The sequence below is a fragment of the Nocardia sp. CA-084685 genome, assembly GCF_050955785.1.
Lineage (GTDB): Bacteria > Actinomycetota > Actinomycetes > Mycobacteriales > Mycobacteriaceae > Nocardia.
On sequence record NZ_CP192094.1, the window covers coordinates 4,424,033 to 4,442,881 of the forward strand.

The following is an 18,849-nucleotide window of genomic DNA, read 5'->3' on the forward strand; positions in this document are numbered from 1 at the left end:
CTTCGAGCAGCCGCGGTGCTCAGCCGCCGAGCAAACTCGACCGCGCTCGCCGTATTCGGCGAGCGCGGTCAAATCCTTGCCAATTTCTCCAGGTGGTCGGCCGCGGCGACCGCGCCGCCCGCTGCGGCGAAGGACTCTTGCACTGCGCGCGCGGCCACCCGGTAGGACGGATCTTCGATGACGGCCGAGATCGCTTCCCGCAACTCGGTCGGGCGTACGCGGCCGAATTTCACCCGGATGCCGGCACCGGCGCCGACGACCTGACCCGCGACGACCGGATTGTCATCGCGGATCGGAGCCACCACCAGCGGCACTCCGTGTGCCAGGGCCTCACACGTTGTGGTGTGGCCGGCATGACAGACCACAGCGTCCAGGTGTGGCAGCAGTTTCAAATAGGGCACGAATTCCCGCACCAGCACGTGCTCGGCGGGCAGGTCGATCCACGAAGGCGGGGCGACGACGACCGCTTGGAGCCGGTCGCCGAGTCCCTCGACAGCCGTGATCGCTTTTGTCAGGAACGACTGGCCGATGTCGCCGCTGACGGTTCCCAAGGTGATCAGGACGTGCTGACGCTCTGGATCGAGCCAGTCGAAGGCGAACTCCCCGTCTCGCGCGGCGACCGCCGGTCCGACAAACCGGTAGTGGGTAGGAAACCGGTCCAGCGGACCCACCAGCGCTTGGGTCGTGAATGCGAGCACCAGATCGTCTGAGAAGCGCAAGTCGAGCAGTTGATCCTCGGTCAGCCCCCAACAGCGCGCAAAGCCGTCGAGGTGCTGCCCGACCCAGTCCTGCAGTTTGGGTCCGAGCGGCTCGACCAACTCCGCCGACATAATTGCCAAAGTGGCCCAGGGTAATTCGCGCTGACGCGCGACCAGCGCCCCGGCCACGGTGTGCTGGTCGACGGCGAGGACGTCGGGGTTGAAGTCACTGACGGCGGCTTCGATACCGGGCACCATCGAGTTGGCCAGCGGAATCAGGAAATCTTCCCATAGGAAGCGAAACGCCTCAGGCCCCCGCCTCCCCCGTCTGCGTGCCTCTATCGAACATCCCCACCCGTACGACCCAACCGGCTCGGCGGAACCGTCGGCGGGATAACCCACCTCGATCAGCTGACTGCCCGCTGGCAGCATCGGTCTGATCCGTTCGCAGTGCCCAACCCAGGCGACGTCATGACCGCGCGCGGCCAGCTCCTGCCCGACCGCTCCGGTCGGGTGGACATGAGCGGCCAGCGGAGGAACGACGAACAGGAATCGGCTCATGCGACACCGGTCCCGCGCTCTTTGCGGGCCAGGACCCGGTACGCGTTGCCGCCGCCGGTATGACGAACGACCTGGTGGCACACCGAGTCGGCGATCCAGGCGACGAGGACCACCGGAAACGCGGCGGCTAGCAGCGCCAATTGAGCCGCTCGGAACATCGGTGAATTGCGCAGCCGGGTCTGCGGCAGCCACGGCAGCTTCGGGTCGTAGGTAATGGCGTTCACGGCGAGGACCAGTCCCCACGTCAGGTCGCTACCCCGCTGGTTCGCCTCGCCGCGGTGGACCGCCACCGTCGTGAAGCCGCGGTCCGTCAGTGCGCGGATCAAGTTGTCCGGCCGGATCATGTGCTGATGCTGTGGCTGAAGCCAGGGCATCCACCACCGTCCGAGGAGCCGGCCGAAACTCGACTCGGGGTTCGGCAGCTCGATCAGCAGATGACCGCCGGGGGTGAGAGCCGCAGCGGCCGCATCGAGCTCGATAAACGGCTCGCGGGTGTGCTCGAGATAGTGGAACATGCTGACCACGTCGTACCGGCCGGCCATCTCGTCGGCGAACCCGGGAAACATTCCCCGGTAGCCCCGGCGGATCCAGTGGCGACGCTCGGCCTCCTCGATGGCGTCGGCACGGTCCAGCCCGTCGAAGACCGTCTGCGGCCAGACCTCGCGGGCGGCAGTGCAGAAATGGCCATGACCGGTTCCTACGTCGAGCCAAGATTTTGGTGTGGTGAACGGCAGCGCCATTCGCGCTCGATCCAGATAAGTGCCCTTGGTGAGCGAAAAACCCTGTTCGGTGACCGGACCGCCGAGACCGTCGTAGAAGTCGCGGTAATAGAACTCGAGACCGGCCAGCGACAGCCGAGGGTTTTGGAAGACGTGCCGGCAGCTGCGGCATTCCTCCAGAGTGAACCTGCCCGGCTTGTGCTGGAGCAGGTCGGCCGTGACCAGGCGAACCGATAAGTCCGCCGCGCCGCACCACGGACAGGTTTCCCGGCGCGCCTCGAAGAATCGCTGCGTCCCGGCGGCCAGCTCGGTTTCGTAGGCGGGCCGGCGCTCTTCGATCTGTTCCAGGAGCTCGGACCGCGCAGCCGCGCTCTGTTCTCGCACGGCCCCCGCCCACACCTTCGGCCTGCGCCACGTCCTGCCGATCACGCCTCGCACAGAGATATCAGCTGTGATCGAACCGGACCCTGCCGAAGTCAGCAACGGCTGCAGTCCGAATGCCAACACGGCAAGGGCGCCACAGACCGGATTGGCCATGGCACACCCGAAAACGAGGGCAGCGAAGGTCAAAGGTGGTCCCGCGAAGGTGGTCAGCAACTCGGCAGCGGACGCTGGCTGATCCGTTACGGCCCGGATCCACGCACGCTGCACATTACTGTGATCGGGCAGGGCGGACAGACCAGGCACAAGGGCAGCGTCGGTGGAGGTTCCTGCGTACTGTTTGAGTCGCAGTGCGATTCCGGCGAGCTCCGTTGGCTCGAGCATCTCGAACTGGCCGATACCGGCTCGCTCCAGCACATCCGCGTCGGCGAGTATCGCGTGCGATGCGCTGCGCGCTGGGGCGAACGGATCGGAACGGAACGTAGCCGGGTTATACCTGCGCAGCAATTCCAATATCGTCTCTGCTGGCAGACCATCCGGGATGAGGTCGAGAACCTGCAACCCGCGCCGAGCGGCGTGCGCGCTTGCGGCGCGCCGGGTCGCGTCGTCCAACCGCACTCCAGCAGCGGTAAGAAATCGGTGGGCGGGCCCGACCGGTTCCGTCGATGGCTCGAGGACCGGCAGGCGGCGCAGGCGCATGCGGATGCGGATCCCATTTCCCACTATCCCTGCCGCGGTCAGCAGCGGCAGCAGGCCGAACGACTTACTTCGGTTCGATGCCAATGAGATCATGATCGGCTCTCCGTCTTCGTAGTCGGTCCGGCGATGCGTCCGGCGCGGCGGACGGCAGCCGAGGTCATGAATCGTGGTGTACGCCACCCACTTTCACCGAATGCCCGAACGATCGAGGATCGGACGGCGGCGACTCGGGCGGTGGGCACCAACACGATCGCCGGTCGCCCCATTCGGTCTGCTATTGCCCGAGCGCCCAGCGCTCCCGCCGCGACCGCGGTGGTCACCGCGAGGTTCTGCTCGGCGCTGGTCCGTCCGGCATCGCGTGCTCGGCTGTGAGCCGAGGTGAGAAGTGGACCCAGGCCTTCGGCGTCACCGCGGCGCAGACTCGCCACCCCAGCCTGCACCACGTCGCGCTCGTCTACATCCAGGGCGTCGGTCCGGAGCATCTCGGCGGTGCCCTGACGTACCCGAGTATCGATGATCAACAAGCGCAAGCCCGCCGACCCGAGGTTGAGCGGCAGGTATTGGTTCGCCGTGTCCCGGCCGTCGCGAGCAAGTGCCACACCGCCGTCCAGGAGCAGGGAGGCGGCTGCCACACCGGGCCCGTGGACGGGAACGCGGAAGGCGCTGAGTGCGCGGCCGACGAGTTCGACGCTCTCGGCGGACCGGATGTCGAGCCCGTACAGGTCACGGAAGGCGAGGACGGTCGCACAGGCTATGGCCACCGAGACCGCCGGTCCTGAGTCGCGCGGAATATCGGTCATGACGGTGACGGTCGCGCCGCCGAATCTATGCCCGGCTTCGCGCATGGCCCACAGGACCGCCAGGGGCTCGACGACCCAGTCTCGAGTCGCCGCACCGACGCCATATGCGTTCGGAGCGAGGTCGGCGAGATTCGACTTGTACTTCTCACCGAGGCGATTGATCGATCGCAGCATGATGGTGTCGTCTTTGCGGGGTTCGACAGCCGCGATCGCCCCCCACCGAACTGCCATCGCGAGCGCGGCATCGCCGTCGCCGAGCAGCGTGATCGCACCGGGGGCATGCCAGTATCCAGCGGGGTGCTTGCCGTGAAGCTTCTTGTAGAAATGGCCGACCACGCGGAGGTCGAGGGCCGCGTCCAGCTGCGAGACAAGATCAGTCATGTCATTTTCTCCAGATGGTCCGCGGCCGTAACAGTGCCGCCGGCTGCCGCGAAGGATGCCTGCACCCGGCGGGCAGCGTGGCGGTAAGAGGGTTCGTCGAGAACGGCGAGTACCGCTTCGCGCAGCTCTGCGGATCGCACGCGATTGAACTTCACTCGGATTCCCGCACCGGCGTCGGCGACCTGCTGGGCGACGATCGGTTGGTCGTCCCGGATCGGTGCCACCACCAGCGGCAACCCATAAGAGAGCGCCTCACAGGTTGTGTTGTGGCCGCCGTGGCACACGACTGCGTCGATGCGGGATAGCAGCGCTAATTGCGGAACGGACTCCTGGACGAGAACATGCGGCGGGGTGGGACCGATCGACGCGGGCGAGGCCACCACGATCAGTTGCCACCGCTCGCCCTCCTGGGCTACTGCGTCCAGCAGCGTACGAAAGAAACGGCCACCCACGTCGGTGTTCAGCGTCCCGAGTGAAACGAGCACCCTTCGCCGCTCCGGATCCAGCCACGACCAGGGGAATGGAGTTGTTTGCGGCCGGGCGGTGAGCACCGGGCCAGGGAACACGTAGTGCGCGGGAACACCGTCGAGTGGGCCGATCAGCGCCGCGGTCGAATAAATGAGCACCAGCTGGTCGGACCAGCGTAGATCGACCGGGTCGGCGATGCCGTGGGCTCGCTGGAAGCCAGCCATGCACTCGGTCACCCACTCCTCGACTTTAGGCATGGCGGCAAGCGGCCGAACCAGCTCGGAGGATGTGACGGCCGAGGTCGCCCATGGCACTCCCGATCGGCGTGCGGCTACCGCACCGCCGAGCGCCTGCTGGTCGGACACGATCACGTCCGGGGCGAACGCATCGATTGCCGCCGTAACCGCGGGGAGCATCGCGTGCCCGAGCGGGACCAGAAACTCCTCCCAGAAGAACTTCAGTTCTTCCGATCCCTTCAGGCGCAACCATTGATCCCCGAAGGAATGCAGCCGATCGGCGGAAAAGTCGTTGGCGACTGAAAATATCCGGGTATTCCCGGGCAGCAGAGTTCGGAGAGCTTCGGTGTGGCCGACCCACGCCACCTCATGATCACGCCGGGCCAGCTCCCCTCCCACGGATACCGTGGGGTTGATGTGCCCGGTCAGCGGCGGTACGACAAAGAGGAAGCGACTCAACGGATTTCACCGCCTCCGCGGGCGGCAGTGCGCGCGTTCGATCCGTGTCGGCTGAGCCACGACACCACAACCTCACAGAGCACGTCGGTCGACTCGCGTAGCACCGTGTGGGCCATTCCCGGAAGGATCTCCAAGGTGCAGTCCGGCACGTGGCGGGTCAGATCACCGGCTGCGGAAACCATGTCGGACCGTTCGCCGAACACCGCGAGCACTGGACAGCGGATCTCGGCCAAACGCGTCGGGTCGACCGTTGGGCTGGCGGCCAAGTCTTCGATGAGTGTGGTCTCGCTCAGCAGTCCCGACATGCCGCGCACTTGCCTGGCTATTTTGCGCCAGCCAACAGCCGCGCACTGCTCGTCGAGCCGGTCGTACTCGTATAACAGGGCCGCCGCGCTGAGGGTGTTGAGCATGCTCTCCAACCACGCCTCGACCGCCGCGCCCGCGCAGCAGGAGTCGATGAAGACCACGCTCGCAACCCGATCCGGGCGCTCCAGCGCGGCGAGCCCGGCCAAGATGCCGCCGTAGCTGTTGCCGACCAGGTGTACCGGCTGGCGTTGGTCCAAGACGTCGAGAATCGCGAACAGGTCCCCCACGGCGTCGGCTAGGCGATAACCGGTCCGCGGTCGTTGCGACCGGCCCTGGCCACGTTGGTCGTAGAGAATCACCTCGGCGCCGGCCTTCGACACCGGGCCCGCGAGCGTGTAGTAGAAGCTGGACAGGTCGTCGACGGCAAGGCCGTGCAGGAACACCACCGTCGGGGAATTCGCCGAACTCGGGCCCTTCGGTGCCAACCGTTGGACGTGGAACCGAAGGCGATTGGCGACGATCTCAGTCATCGGTAACCCCCAGGAAGTTACTCACGATGTCGGCGAGCGGACGCCGGGATTCGACGTGGAGATCGTGACCGCCCGGCAGGACGCGGCAGGTCATCGCAGACTGGTCACGGGCCATCCCCTCGGCTACGGCGCGATACCTGGACTGGGATCCCACGGCGATCAATGTCGGAATCCGAGCCAATTCCCGTAGGTCGGTGGCGGTGAGCGCAGGTTCCGCCTCGAGTTCGGCCAGCAAAGTCGTCTCCTCGACCAAGCCGAGAGCCAGTCCAGCCCGGCGGTTCCCGCAGGATTCGACCGCAGCCGTTCGTGCTTGCTCGAGCGCCTGCGAGCTTTCGTCGGGCGTCCACCACGGCCGAGCCCGTTCCGCTAATGGCGGATCGACCATGACGATTCGGGTGACTCGATCGCGATGAGTGAGTGCGAAACGCGACGCGACGATCGCGCCGAAGCTGTGCCCGACGACCGCGAACGGCTCCAGATCCGCGGTCAACGCGTCCAGATCTGAGGCCATGTGCGTCGAGCCGTAACCCGACGGCGTTCGCTCGCTGAGCCCGTGGCCGCGCCAGTCGATGAGTCGGATCCGGCACCGTGCCGCGAGCAGCGGGGCCACCGTCAGGTACCAGGAGGCCACGCTGCCGGTGAACAATCCGTGCAGCATCACGACCAACGGGCCCGACGTCCCCAGCTCCACCGTGTGGAAACGCGCCCCGCGTGCGGTTACGAATGGCATCGCCTCGCTCACTCCGGCGTCGGGACCGGCTCCTGGCCCGGCACGGTGTCAGCGGCGGGGCTCGCGAGACAGCGCTCGATGTGTGTCACCAGGCGGCCAACGTTCATCGAAATTATCTCGTCGATATCCATGTCGGCGACGAAAGCCACGAAGTCGACGTTCGCGCCGAAGCGCTCCTGGAGCTTCTCCCCCAATGCCACCATCTCGATGCTTTCCATCGCCAGGTCGTCGCTGAAGGTAGTAGCCGGGGTGATCTCGACGTCCAAGAGGAAGTCTGCGCCGATCACCTGGGTCAGCAGGCTGACCACTTCGTCGAAAACGCGAATCTCTTTGCTGTCGAGTGTCATTGAGCGTCCTCTCGATCGTCCGTTCCTGTCCAGGCGACTACGTGTGCTTCATTCGCGCGGTCGACGAGGCGGGTGCGGACTCGCCAGGTCGTTGAGTCGCCGGCGACCGCCTTCACGGTGAGGACTTCGTCACCGTCATCACTGCTTGCCGTGGCCGAAACGACGAAATCCTGGCCACGCAGGTCTGTCCCGAGTGCTTTGGCGAGTGCCTCCTTAGCCGTCCAGAACCGGGTCGACCATGTCGTCCGATCCCCGGCCAGACGATCCAGCTGCGTCCGTTCGCTCTCGGTGAGCGACAAGTCGGCTGTGCCGGTTCGCTGGGCCACTGCTTGGATATCGATGCCGACCGGCCTCATTCCGGCGAGCGCGACACCGAGGCCAGATGCGCGCCCCCGACATTCGCTCTGCGCGATGCAGACCCGTAACTCCGGGGGGACCGGTCCACCGATAACGTACGGCTGGCCCTGCTCGTCCGTGCCGACACCGACCTCGCACGGGTACACCGGACCGCCGCCGCGACCCCAGGACAAATTCCGTACCGCGTCCTTGGCGGCAATCCGGCCGAGTAGCCACTGTCGTTGGGCTAGCGGGGGCAAGTGTTCGTACTCGGTACGCTCATCAGCTCGCAGGTATCGGCGCATCGCCAGCTCACGCGAACCCGTATCGGGCCAGCGTTCCCGCACCAGACACCAGTCTCCCGGCTGCATCTCGCCGATCCCGGTCGACGCCGGGTCGAACTTCATCGGCCAGGTGACTTCATCGCTGGCGAAACGGTGGTCGGTCCAGCTCTGCATCCGAGCCCAGAGGTGGCCTGTCTCGTCGACGAGTTCGGAATCGGCGCACACCTCGGTATCGGTGATCCGTCGAGCCCACACGGTCTGGGTCAACCGCGCTCCGACGTCGGGATATGGCCCGTAGACGTGGATCGCCTCGACGCTGACCGGAAAGCAAACCCTGTTGGCGTCCAGGCTGATCTGTGCCCAGTGGCCGATGAGCTGCCCAGCGGCGTCCAACAGCGCTCCCCTGGTCGGCAGGTTCACGAGGACGCCGCGGTGACCGTTGTCCGCGCTACACAAGATATCGGCGATCCCGGCGAAGCGCGGACCGTGGAACGCCCAGTGGTCGGTGTACACCGCTGGCGCGCCGACTACCGGTGGCCGTTCTCCCGTCAGCGGCTCGGTGCTCGGGGCGGGAGGTTCGGAGTAGCTCGCGGCGAGCAGGACCGTACCGCTGGCATGCCCTTCGATTCGCACAGTGACCCGTTCGACACCATCGGTACCGTGACCGTCCGCCTTGGCATGTATGGTCACGGTCGTTGGTGGGGCGGCGACGAGCCAGCGAACAGCACGCACCTTCGCCCAGCCGACCAGCACCCGGTCCGGGAACAACGTTCGCGCGGCGTCGGCCATCATCTCGAGCATCACCGTCAGCGGAACCACGGGAAACGCATCGGAGGGATCGGGCCACCCCGCCGGTACGGCGGCCAGGGAATGGTCTACCAACTCGGGCATTGTTTCCAGCGAGCAGACTTGGCTGATCGTGACCTCGGTGGGAGGCGCGATGGGGTCCCCGACGACCGGCGCGGTCGAAGTCCCGCCGGCGCGCCAGGCATCGACCACCGATCTCGCCTCTGCGGTCACATCGGAAAGAAGGGTGTCGAATTCGGCGAGAACGGGGTGGTCGCGCGCGTGGTCGACGGGGAGAGGGTTCGGTCCTGTCGAGATGGTGAGCGGTTTGATCGCTTCGTGGATGTGGACAAGCGGATTACCCAGGTCGAGCCGCATGACCGTGGCCGATTGCGTGGTCGGTACGCGCGCACCGGGCAGCCGATGAAAGTGCGGAGACCGGCCGGCGGTCCACAGCGCAGCAGAAACTCTGCGCAGTTGATCGAGGCCGGTTCGACCCGGCGCAGCGGCCGCCACCACCAAGTGCTCACGTCCGCGCAGCGTGTCCTCGACGAACCCGGGCAGACTGCCGGGTCCCACTTGGATGAACGCCCTGATCCCGGAGTCGTAGAGCTCGTCGATGAGCTGTCGGAACCGCACCGGCTCGATCAGGTGTCGGATCACCAGACCGCGGACTTCGTCGGGTGCGTCCGGGAATGGGGCGAGGGAAGTTGCCGACCAGACCGGTACGTCGGGCGGCCGCAGGGACAGTTGGTGCAGCGCGTCGTGAGCCCGGGCGAGGTACGGCTCGATCATCGGCGTGTGGAAGCCGGTCCGAACCGGAACCAGTTGAGCGAGTACCGCATGGTCACGGAATCTGGCTACCGCGGCTCGGATGCGGTCCGGGCGACCGCAGATAACCGATTGGTGCGGGCAATTGTCATGCGACACAACGACACTGGTCGCGCCCGCCAAGTCTCCGAGGACAGCAACGGCCCGCTTGGCGGAACAGCCGAGCGCCGCGTACACAAGGTCGAGCGGCTGCGCGAAGTCAGGCCCGAGCGATTCCAAAAAACCGTCCAGACTCTCCCGTGTGTAGATCCCGCCGACGACCATGGCAGTCCACTCGCCGAGGCTATGCCCGGCCACCACGTTCGGGACGACGCCCAACTCGCCGAGGGCTGTTGCGAACAGACGGCCGACAGTGATCGCGTCGACCGCTTGCTCGATGAAGTGGCTGCCGCGGCGCAGTCGCGGCGCCGGAAGGCCGAAGTGTTCGGCCACATCGTCGACCTGGTACTCGACGTCCTGCTCCAGACCGGGGAAGAGGAAGGCGATCCCGCCAGTCCCATTGAGCAGGGGCGACGGTTCGAAATAGATATCGTTGCGCCCACGCCACGGGCTGCCTCGGGCAACGATCTTGCGCGCCAAGGCCAGCCGCCGCGGATCCGGGGCGACGATCGCCAGCCGACTCGGTCCGCCGTCCACCGCGTGGCCCGCAGCATCGTCCCGCTCGAGCAGCCGCGCGTCATCAACAGCCAGGCTGCGGGCGATTTCATCGGTGTCAGCGCCGGTCAACAGCAGCAGGTGTTCGCCCTCGATATCCGCATGCCGGTTGGTGGAGTGCGGCGCATCGGCGGCGGTCGAGGCTCCCGGCGCTTGCTCGACAATCACGTGGGTGTTTATCCCGCCGAATCCGAAGGCGTCGACCGCAGCGCGGCGCGGAATGTGGGCTGGGCCATCCCAGGGCCGGGCCTGTGTGACCGGGATGAACCGGGTGCCGGCGAGGGCGCGGCGGGGCTCCTCACAATGCAGCGTCGGTGGCAGGACACCGTAGTGCACCGCGAGGACAGCTTTGATCAGTCCAGCGATGCCAGCGGCGGGCATGGCATGCCCGATCATGGATTTGACCGAGCCGATGCCGATATCCGGGTGCGGCCCGCGCTTCTCGCGAGTGCCGTTACCAGGTCCGAAGACCTGAGTGAGCGTGTCGAGCTCGGTCTCGTCACCGAGCGGCGTCGCGGTGCCGTGCGCTTCGAGCAGGCCGATCGACGCAGGAGCGGTGGGATCGAGGCCGGCAGCGTGCCAGGCGCGCTGCAGCGCGAGCACCTGCCCCTGTGTCCGCGGCGCCATCAGAGTAGAAGCCCGCCCGTCGCTGGACACTCCGGTGCCGCGGATAACCGCATAGATTCGGTCGCCGTCACGCTGGGCGTCCTCCAGCCGCTTGAGCAAAACCATCCCGGTGCCCTCGCCTATCAGCATGCCGTCGGCGCCACGGTGGAACGGGCGGATGGTCTGGCTGCGGCTGAGAGCGCCGAGCTGGGTGAAGACACTCCACATCACGATGTCGTGGGTGTGGTGCACCCCACCGGCGATTACCGCGTCACACCGCCGCGAGGCGAGTTCGACGATGGCTTGATCCACGGCGATCAGAGCGGACGCGCAGGCCGCGTCCACGACATATGCGGGACCTCCCAGATCGAGCCGGCTGGCGACGAGGGAGGCAGCCAGATTCGGCACCAGACCAATCGCCGCTTCGGGCCGCTCGGGTCCCAACCGTTCCTGGAAGGCCTCCCGTACCTTGTTCAGCTCCGCCTCTGCAAGACCCGGAACAAGGTCACGAAGGGTCGCAATGAGCTGGTGCGCGGTTCGTACCCGCTGGTCCAAGCGGGCTCCGGCCGCCGACAGGTACCCGCCGCGACCCAGGATGACCCCTACCCGGCTGCGATCCGGTAACCGGTCTTCGCCGCCGGCATCATCGATCGCTTCGGTCGCTACCCGTAGCGCCAGGAGCTGGTCGGGCTCGGCGCCAGCGGCCGCGACCGGCATGATGCCATGTCGCGCGGGGTCGAAAGTTGCCAGTTCGTCGACGAAACCGCCCCTGTGACAGTACATACGGTCACTTGCGGCGGGCGCGTCCGGCTCGTAGTAACTCGGGTCCCAGCGGGACGCCGGCACCTCGGTGATGGCGTCCACGCCGTCGACGATGTTGCGCCAGAACGTCGCAGTGTCGGGCGCCCCCGGGAAGAGTGCCCCTAATCCGACGACCGCCGCGTCGAGCCCGAGTGGCGATTCAGGCATCGATCCGCTCTTGCCTACCGTGGGCCTGCCCATTCCCGACAATCGCTTCGGGATGTCCACGCACATAGATGATCTGCGCGGCGCCCGAGTCGCCACCGTGAGCCAGTTCCCTAAGCAGGCAGGCCACACCGTCGTCGTGGTCGATGACCCCGAGCCCGCGACGGGCGTACTCATGCTCGAGTTCGGCCGAGACCATACCGCCCTCGGCGGTCGCCCATGGGCCCCAGTCCACCGACACGACGCGCCCAGCGAATCGCGATGAGGCCGCGTGGGCCATGGTGTCCAGAGCGTCGTTGGCCGCCGCGTAGTCCGCCTGGCCGCGGTTTCCGTATACGCCGACGATGCTGCCGAAGAGCACGAGGAAACGCAGGTCGGGCCGGACTGCGGCAATGAGTGCCCGGGCGCCGTCGACCTTGGTCGTGAAGACTCGTTCGAACCCGGCGAGAGTCTTATCGCATAGCAGCCGGTCGTCCAGCACGCCGGCGCCGTGGACCGCACCGTCGAGACGTCCGTGCCGACCGTAAATGTCCTCGACAACACCGCGCATCGCCGCGGAATCTCGCACGTCGGCCGCGTGGTAGCGCACCGAGCCGGCATACCGACTCAGCTCGGCCATGGTGGCCTGGATCTCCCGTTGTTTGAGCAGCCGACTGGTCACCGCCTCGACCTCGGACGGAGAACGGATGCCCTGCTCGACCACCACACGTCGCATGGAGACGCGGTCGGTTGCCTTCGCCGTCTCGGGATCCTCCTGGCCGCTCGGCGCGGGAGTTCGCCCAACCAGCTCGATGTGGCAGCCGGTCGCTCGGGCCAGGCCGATCGCGACATCGGAGGTGATTCCGCGAGCGCCTCCCGTCAGCAGAACAACGGAGGAGGGCTCGAGCCCGAGTGCCGCGATATCGCCATTGGTCGGCGCGACTGGCAGTGGAGCAGACGTGACACGCGGTGCGGCACGCTTGCCGTCGCGGTAACCGACAACAGCGGGGGCATCCGCGCATAGCAATTCGGCAAGCAGGTATGAAGCGATCCGGTGCGGCTCGTCGTTGACGTCGATATCGACGGCACGTACGTCGAGCTCCGGGAATTCGCGGGCAAGCGCGCGGACCAATCCGTGCAGGCCCAGTCCCGCGTCGTGCACGAGTTCGCTCTCGGTACCCTCCCTGCCGAACCTACCGCCGAACCCGGTCGCTATCAGCAACTTACGAGTTCCGCCCAGAACGATGTCGCGGATCCCGGAAAACCCATCCGGCAGTACCGGCTTTGTCCCTGGAACGACGGCAGCGAGGTGCACGACCGTATCGGCCTCCCGCAGCGCTGCGTCATCGTCCTCGAGTCCGCGCACAATGCAAACTTGCGCGCCGTGCCGCTCCAGCAGGGCAGCAAGTTCGTGGTCGATGCCAAGCCCCGCCTCGACGATTGCGAACCGGCGATCGGCGAGGGCAGCGCCGTTACTGTTCGCCGCCACGACGGATTCCTCCAGCTCGGCGACTTCGACCACGAACCGCTCGCACCCAGCGGCGGGCGACGAACCCGCGCTCGTCGGCGTGGATTGACCGCTGGGGGCCACGTCTTCGCCAGCCTCGTGCGATCCGCCCGGGACCGGCGACCCATTCGAGCGGCCGATGAGCCAATCGACGATGGCGCGCAGCGTCTTGAGGCGGGCCAACTGCTCCACACCGGACTCGTCGACCGCCGCGAGGCCGGCACCGAACGCGGTTACCCGCTCCTGCAAGGCGCCGAGGATCTCGGTGCGCTTGATCGAGTCGATGCTGAGATCGGCTTCGAGGTCGAGGTCTGCTTGGAGCATGTCCTCGGGGTATCCGGTGCGCTCGCTGACGATCGTCCGCAGCGCCGCCAGCGCGTGGTCCGGCGTCAACGGGGCATCAGGTTGCGGCGCACTGCCGTTAGTGGGTAAGGGGACATCCGCGGCAGCGGGGGCAGCGCTGTTCGGCGCCGACGCCACGTTGTCCGGCGCGGAATTCGTGAGGCGCGGCTCAACCGGCGCGCCGAGATAGCCCAGCATCACGTCGCGTTGTGCGGCCATCAGCTCGCGAGTGGAGCGTAGGAAGTCCATCATCGTGCTGTCGCGGGCTGCGCCGACCTCGGTCGGCATGCCGGGAAGCGCGGGAGCTGCCTGCGTCCCCAGCTCCCGCGCCGGCTGAAACGCGCCGGGGAGATATTGGCCATCGGCGGTGCGCACCAGATAGCCGTTGACGACCCAGCCCGGTCGGCGCGGCGCTGTGGACGCCGATACCACGGCCGCGTCTCGCCCGCGGAACAGCGGCATTGGATCGACCGGCACCCCCGCCACCGCGAGTTCAGCGAGCGCCAGCAACAACCGACGCAGTCCGGGCTCGCCCGGAATGTCGCAAGCTATCGCCCGGTGTGGGCGACCGTCGAGGATGTTGTCGACGAGTCCGGTCAGCACACGCCCGGGCCCGGCCTCGACAAAAACGCGGACGCCGGATTCGAACATCGTCTCGATCTGTTCGACGAAGCGAACTGGTTCGGCGACCTGGCGCACGAGCAGCTCACGGATGCCATCCGCGTCGGCGGGATACGGTGAGGCGGTCGTGTTCGACCACACCGGCATTCTCGGCGCGCTCACTGAGCAACGGCCGAGTTCGTCGGCAAGCAGGTCACCAGCCGCGGCGACCACCGGACTGTGGAACGCGCACGCCACGGGCACCTTCGTCGCGGAAATGCCGTGCTCGCCGAGCTTGGCGAGTGCCGTTTCGATCGCTCGAGTCGCGCCGGCGATAACAGTCTGTTCGGGGGCGTTGTGGTTGGCTACCACCAGTTCGGCGCACGACTTGTCGCGCGCGAGGAAATCCCGCACCCGCTCGGGTGCGGCGCTCACTGCCGCCATCTGACCCGGGTCTTCCCCGGCCGCGGCCAGGATTGCCTCGCCACGCGCCCGGCTCAACCCGAGCAACTCCCCCTCGTCGAGCGCATCGGCTGCGCAAAGCGCGACAAGTTCGCCATAGCTGTGGCCCGCGACCACATCAGGTCGAACGCCCACCGTGGCGAGCAGGTCGGACATGGCGATCTCTGCGACACCGAGCGCGGGCTGGGCAACCCGGGTATCGGTCAGCGTGGCGCGTTGGCGAGTGGTCTCCTCCGGCGAGAAGGCTGCCGGCGGAAACATCGCTTCGTACCACTGGGCCCCGAGGTGCAGGTAGCGCCGCAGCCGGGGGAAGGCCACGAAAAGGTCGGCGAGCATCCCGACTCGCTGCGATCCCTGGCCAGGAAACAGAAACGCCACCTGACCGGTTTCGCTCCCATCCGACGCAACGAAAATCCCGTCCTCGGGCGCGGGTTCGAAAGCCCGAGCGCGAGCCAGCTTGCCCGCCAGCTCGTCCAGATCGGATGCCACAACCGCGACTCGCACCGGGCATTGCGAAGGGGTCACCGATGCGGTGCGAGCGAGATCCCGCAGCCGCCAGGGCCGTCCGGCGGTGTCATTGGTTGCGATCAGCTCAGATATGCGGTCCATCTCCCGCACTGCCTCGGTTTCATCGGCGCCGCGGAAAAAGAACAGTTCCGCTGGCCACTCGTCGAGGCCATGCGCCGGCTCGGGGGCGCCGCGGTACCCCGCGAGCACCGCGTGGAAATTGGTGCCACCGAACCCGAACGAGCTGACACCCCCGATCCGATCGGCCGGGTGCGCGAGCCATGGCCGAGCCGCTGTATCGAAGAAGAACGGGCTCGACTCTCGCTTCCAGTATCCGTTCGGCGCCGTGATGTTGCTTGTCGGCGGACGCACGCCTGCGTAGATCGCCCGCGCCACCTTGATCAGGCTTGCGATACCGGCCGCACATTTGGTGTGGCCGATCTGGGACTTCACCGATCCCAGCGCACAGACACCCGGGGTGGCGCCGGCTTCGGTCAGCACCCGGGTCAGCGCGGCGAGCTCGGTACGATCCCCCACGATGGTGCCGGTGCCGTGCGCTTCGACGAGACCGAGTCTCGCGGGCGACAGGCCAGCCATGTGGTAAGCCCGATCCATCGCAAGCTGTTGCCCCTCGAGCCGCGGGGCCGTGAGCCCCAACGAACGTCCATCGCTGGAGCCGGCGATCCCCTTGATCACCGCGTACACGCGGTCACCGTCGCGCTCGGCATCGGCCAGACGTTTGAGGACTAGGCAACCAACCGCTTCCCCGAGAGCTATCCCATCGGCCGCCGCGTCGAACGTTCGGCACCGTCCGCTGCCGGATAGGGCGCCCACAGCGGCGAAGAGGAGGTAGTCGTAGATGCTGTTGTGGGTGTCCGCACCCCCGCACAGCACCATGTCGCTGGTGCCGGCCCCCAGCTCCTTGCAGGCCGAGTCGAGGGCCGCGAGCGACGAGGCGCACGCTGCGTCCACCGTGTAGTTCACGCCGCGCAGGTCGAGCCGGTTGGCGATGCGACCGGCGATCACGTTGCCGAGCACGCCCGGGAACGAATCCTCGCTCATGGCGGGCAAGTGGGCGTCCAGAGCTGATGGCAGGGCACCGAAATAGGCGGGGAAAAGCGATCGGAAACCGTACGCCGTTCCCAGGTCGGTTCCCGCCTCTGTTCCGAACACCACGGAGGTACGTTGCCGATCGAACTCGCGGTCACCGTATCCGGCATCACGCAGCGCTCTGGTGGCTACCTCCAACGCGAGGAGCTGGACCGGCTCGACACCTGAGAGGGACGCGGGCGGGATTCCGTACGCGAGCGCGTCGAACGGAACGTCCGGCAGGAATCCGCCCCATTTCGACGGCGACTTACCTCCCCCGACGCGCCCCACCGCATCCGAATCGAAGTAGATGGCGGGATCCCAGCGGTCAGCCGAGACCTCGGTTATGGCATCTACGCCGCCGACCACGTTGGACCAGTACCGTGCGGTATCTCCTGCCTGCGGAAAGACACCGGCGATGCCGACGATCGCCACGTCCAGCGTCGATGCCTCCGCATCCGATTTCCCGGCCGGAGTTGATGGCGAGGTGAGCCCCAGCTCGGCAGCCCTGGCCGCGACCATATCGGTGGCGCCCGCACTCACCTCGTTGTGCAGTCGCTCAACCGTCGTCGTGGCCGCCCGTAGCGTGGCGACGTCGCCGATCATGAACATGCCGTCGGCGCTTTGAAAGTTCTCGTCGACCGGCACGATGTCCGCACCCTGTCGGCGCAGCCCCTTACTTGCGATGCGCAGCCTGCCGAGGTTGAGCTTCTCCAGCTCGGCCCACATTTGCTGCTGTCCGACTCCATCAGCGGTCAGCCGGCGCTTGGTTTCCAGAAATGTACTCACATACTGCGTGTCCACACACCGGGTGGAGTGCCCGGGCGAGGTCTCCAGGAGCACGGTGTGCGCACAGTCCAGTGCCGCGCGCTGAAATGTGGATGTGATCGCGCCCGATGCGACGGCCTCCTCGGTGAAGAGGTACGCGGTGCCCATGAGCACGCCGAGCCCGGCGCCGCGTTCGGCCAACGGAGCGCCGAGCACAGCGACCATGGCCGCCGACCGCTCGTCGTGCACGCCGCCGGCGAACAGGATCTGCAGCTCCTCGAAGTACCGCTCGCCCGCAGCGGGGCTTGTGCCGAACGCCAGCAGGCGTTCGATCTGGGTCTCCCACAGCGCGAAGCTGCTGCGGGGACCAACATGGCCGCCGCACTCACTGCCCTCGAAAACGAACCGACGCGAGCCTTGGGCCAAGAACTGGTCGAGCAGGCCTGGTGATGGCACATGCAAGAAGGTCGGGATGCCAGCCGCTTCCAGCTCCGCCGACTGCGACGGCCGCCCACCCGCGATGAGCGCGAAAGGTGGACGGACCGCGAGTATCGCCGCAAGCTGCGCCTCGCGGATTTCGGTCGGTACGAACCCGAGGATTCCCGCGCCCCAAGGCCGATCGCCCAGCAGCCCGGCAGTCTGCTCCAGCAGTGCCTGGGTTTTCTCCCCGGACAGCAGAGACAGCGCTAGGAACGGCAGTCCACCTGCGTCCGCGACTGCCGACGCGAAGGCGGCTCTATCGCTCACGTGTGTCATCGGACCCTGCGCGATAGGGAAGCGCAGTCCGTGCGCGACGGCGAAGGCCGCGCCCGAGTCGAGCGGCCGGCATGTCTGCGCGGTAGTCAACGCGGCCATAACGGAGCCGCGAATCGCATGGACCACACCGCCCGCGGTGACGTGGCGCGACGCCAGCTGCGCCGCCGTGACGGCGTCCTGACCGACCGGCAGCAGTTGTTCACGCAGGTCACTTGCGCCCAACCGAGCGGCGATCGTCTCAGGGTCGACCTCACCGGCGCTGGCCATGCTCCTGGCCAGCGGAAGGTCCGGCCGGACGTAGAAGCGGTACCCGCCGACCACCGCGGTCTCGCTGCCGTCCATCGCCCGAATTGCGCTCGACACCTCCGACGGGAGATCCATCTCGGCGGTTAGTGCGAACTGGACGTCCAATACGACGCCAGCGGCCCCGCCCGCGATCGCGGCGGCGGCCGTGCGTACGCCGATCCCACCTGCGGCCCAGATGGGCACCGTGATCTGCGAATCCGCCAACAGTTGCTGCATCAGCACAAAAGTGGTCGAACGACCGACTCGCCCGCCTGCTTCACCGCCACGTGCAATCAGGCCGTCCGCCCCGGCCGTGACAGCGGCGCGTGCCTCGACTTGCGAGATCACTTCGATCAACACCCGCTGACCTGGCTCGACGACCGCTGGCCACCAAGGCGAGTCCGGGCGGGGCACACATGGCAGTACTACGGTGTCGACCCGCTCAGGCAGATCGTGCGGGGTGAGATCGCAATCTCGCGGCACCCGAACCCCGAAAGTTCCCGGCCACCAAGCGCACACCTCCGCGAGGTCTGCCTGTGCCGTTTCCCCCTTCAGAGCCAGGACACCTAGGCCGCCTGCTCGTTCCACGGCGACGACCAGCCGTGCGTTCGGCTCATCGAATGGATTGATACCTATGATCAGGTCGTTCGAACCAAGTGCACCAAGCATGCGCCGCTCCCTCCGGAGGACCGCTTGCCCCTTCGTTTGCGCGACCATTGCTGCGGCCGACTCAACGGAGGAGTCGAATGGTTCTGCTAAGGATCGTCGAACAGCTC

At 66.9% G+C, this 18,849-nt stretch carries 9 protein-coding genes; all 9 read right to left on the minus strand.

What is annotated here, in order from left to right; genetic code table 11:
- Positions 1–68: 68 nt before the first annotated feature.
- Genes ACQP2U_RS19995 through ACQP2U_RS20035 form a run of 9 tightly spaced genes read right to left on the minus strand, consistent with a single transcriptional unit; the run spans position 69 to position 18,742 of the window.
- Positions 69–1,259, minus strand: coding sequence for a glycosyltransferase (locus ACQP2U_RS19995; RefSeq protein WP_433716047.1), 1,191 nt, complete (start codon positions 1,257–1,259; stop codon positions 69–71).
- Positions 1,256–3,151 carry a class I SAM-dependent methyltransferase gene (locus tag ACQP2U_RS20000; RefSeq protein ID WP_433716048.1) on the minus strand — a complete coding sequence of 632 codons (1,896 nt, stop codon included), beginning with the start codon at positions 3,149–3,151 and terminating at the stop codon, positions 1,256–1,258. Before ACQP2U_RS20000 ends, ACQP2U_RS19995 begins: the two co-directional genes overlap by 4 nt.
- Entirely contained in the window at positions 3,148–4,239 is a 1,092-nt protein-coding gene (locus ACQP2U_RS20005) for a hypothetical protein (RefSeq protein WP_433716049.1), read from the minus strand. The genes ACQP2U_RS20000 and ACQP2U_RS20005 overlap by 4 nt, the downstream gene beginning before the upstream one ends.
- Positions 4,236–5,402: a glycosyltransferase gene (locus ACQP2U_RS20010; RefSeq protein WP_433716050.1), complete on the minus strand. Its 1,167-nt coding sequence runs from the start codon at positions 5,400–5,402 to the stop codon at positions 4,236–4,238. The genes ACQP2U_RS20005 and ACQP2U_RS20010 overlap by 4 nt, the downstream gene beginning before the upstream one ends.
- Positions 5,399–6,238, minus strand: a complete 840-nt coding sequence (locus ACQP2U_RS20015; RefSeq protein ID WP_433716051.1) for an alpha/beta fold hydrolase — start codon at positions 6,236–6,238, stop codon at positions 5,399–5,401. The genes ACQP2U_RS20010 and ACQP2U_RS20015 overlap by 4 nt, the downstream gene beginning before the upstream one ends.
- Complete coding sequence (locus tag ACQP2U_RS20020) at positions 6,231–6,968, minus strand: alpha/beta fold hydrolase (RefSeq protein ID WP_433716052.1); 738 nt, start codon at positions 6,966–6,968, stop codon at positions 6,231–6,233. Before ACQP2U_RS20020 ends, ACQP2U_RS20015 begins: the two co-directional genes overlap by 8 nt.
- A gap of 8 nt (positions 6,969–6,976) precedes the next feature.
- A complete protein-coding gene (locus ACQP2U_RS20025) occupies positions 6,977–7,315 on the minus strand; it encodes an acyl carrier protein (RefSeq protein WP_397035515.1) in 339 nt (112 codons plus the stop codon).
- Positions 7,312–11,781, minus strand: coding sequence for a beta-ketoacyl synthase N-terminal-like domain-containing protein (locus ACQP2U_RS20030; RefSeq protein WP_433716054.1), 4,470 nt, complete (start codon positions 11,779–11,781; stop codon positions 7,312–7,314). The genes ACQP2U_RS20025 and ACQP2U_RS20030 overlap by 4 nt, the downstream gene beginning before the upstream one ends.
- Positions 11,774–18,742, minus strand: a complete 6,969-nt coding sequence (locus ACQP2U_RS20035) for an SDR family NAD(P)-dependent oxidoreductase (protein ID WP_433716055.1) — start codon at positions 18,740–18,742, stop codon at positions 11,774–11,776. The genes ACQP2U_RS20030 and ACQP2U_RS20035 overlap by 8 nt, the downstream gene beginning before the upstream one ends.
- Between the last annotated feature and the right edge of the window lie 107 nt (positions 18,743–18,849).

Excerpts from the sequence above, each read along its gene's own strand:
- ACQP2U_RS19995 (WP_433716047.1), bottom strand. The coding sequence starts at position 1,259 with ATGAGCCGATTCCTGTTCGTCGTTCCTCCGCTGGCCGCTCATGTCCAC.
- ACQP2U_RS20000 (WP_433716048.1), bottom strand. The coding sequence starts at position 3,151 with ATGATCTCATTGGCATCGAACCGAAGTAAGTCGTTCGGCCTGCTGCCG.
- ACQP2U_RS20005 (WP_433716049.1), bottom strand. The coding sequence starts at position 4,239 with ATGACTGATCTTGTCTCGCAGCTGGACGCGGCCCTCGACCTCCGCGTG.
- ACQP2U_RS20015 (WP_433716051.1), bottom strand. The coding sequence starts at position 6,238 with ATGACTGAGATCGTCGCCAATCGCCTTCGGTTCCACGTCCAACGGTTG.
- ACQP2U_RS20020 (WP_433716052.1), bottom strand. The coding sequence starts at position 6,968 with ATGCCATTCGTAACCGCACGCGGGGCGCGTTTCCACACGGTGGAGCTG.
- ACQP2U_RS20025 (WP_397035515.1), bottom strand. The coding sequence starts at position 7,315 with ATGACACTCGACAGCAAAGAGATTCGCGTTTTCGACGAAGTGGTCAGC.
- ACQP2U_RS20030 (WP_433716054.1), bottom strand. The coding sequence starts at position 11,781 with ATGCCTGAATCGCCACTCGGGCTCGACGCGGCGGTCGTCGGATTAGGG.
- ACQP2U_RS20035 (WP_433716055.1), bottom strand. The coding sequence starts at position 18,742 with ATGCTTGGTGCACTTGGTTCGAACGACCTGATCATAGGTATCAATCCA.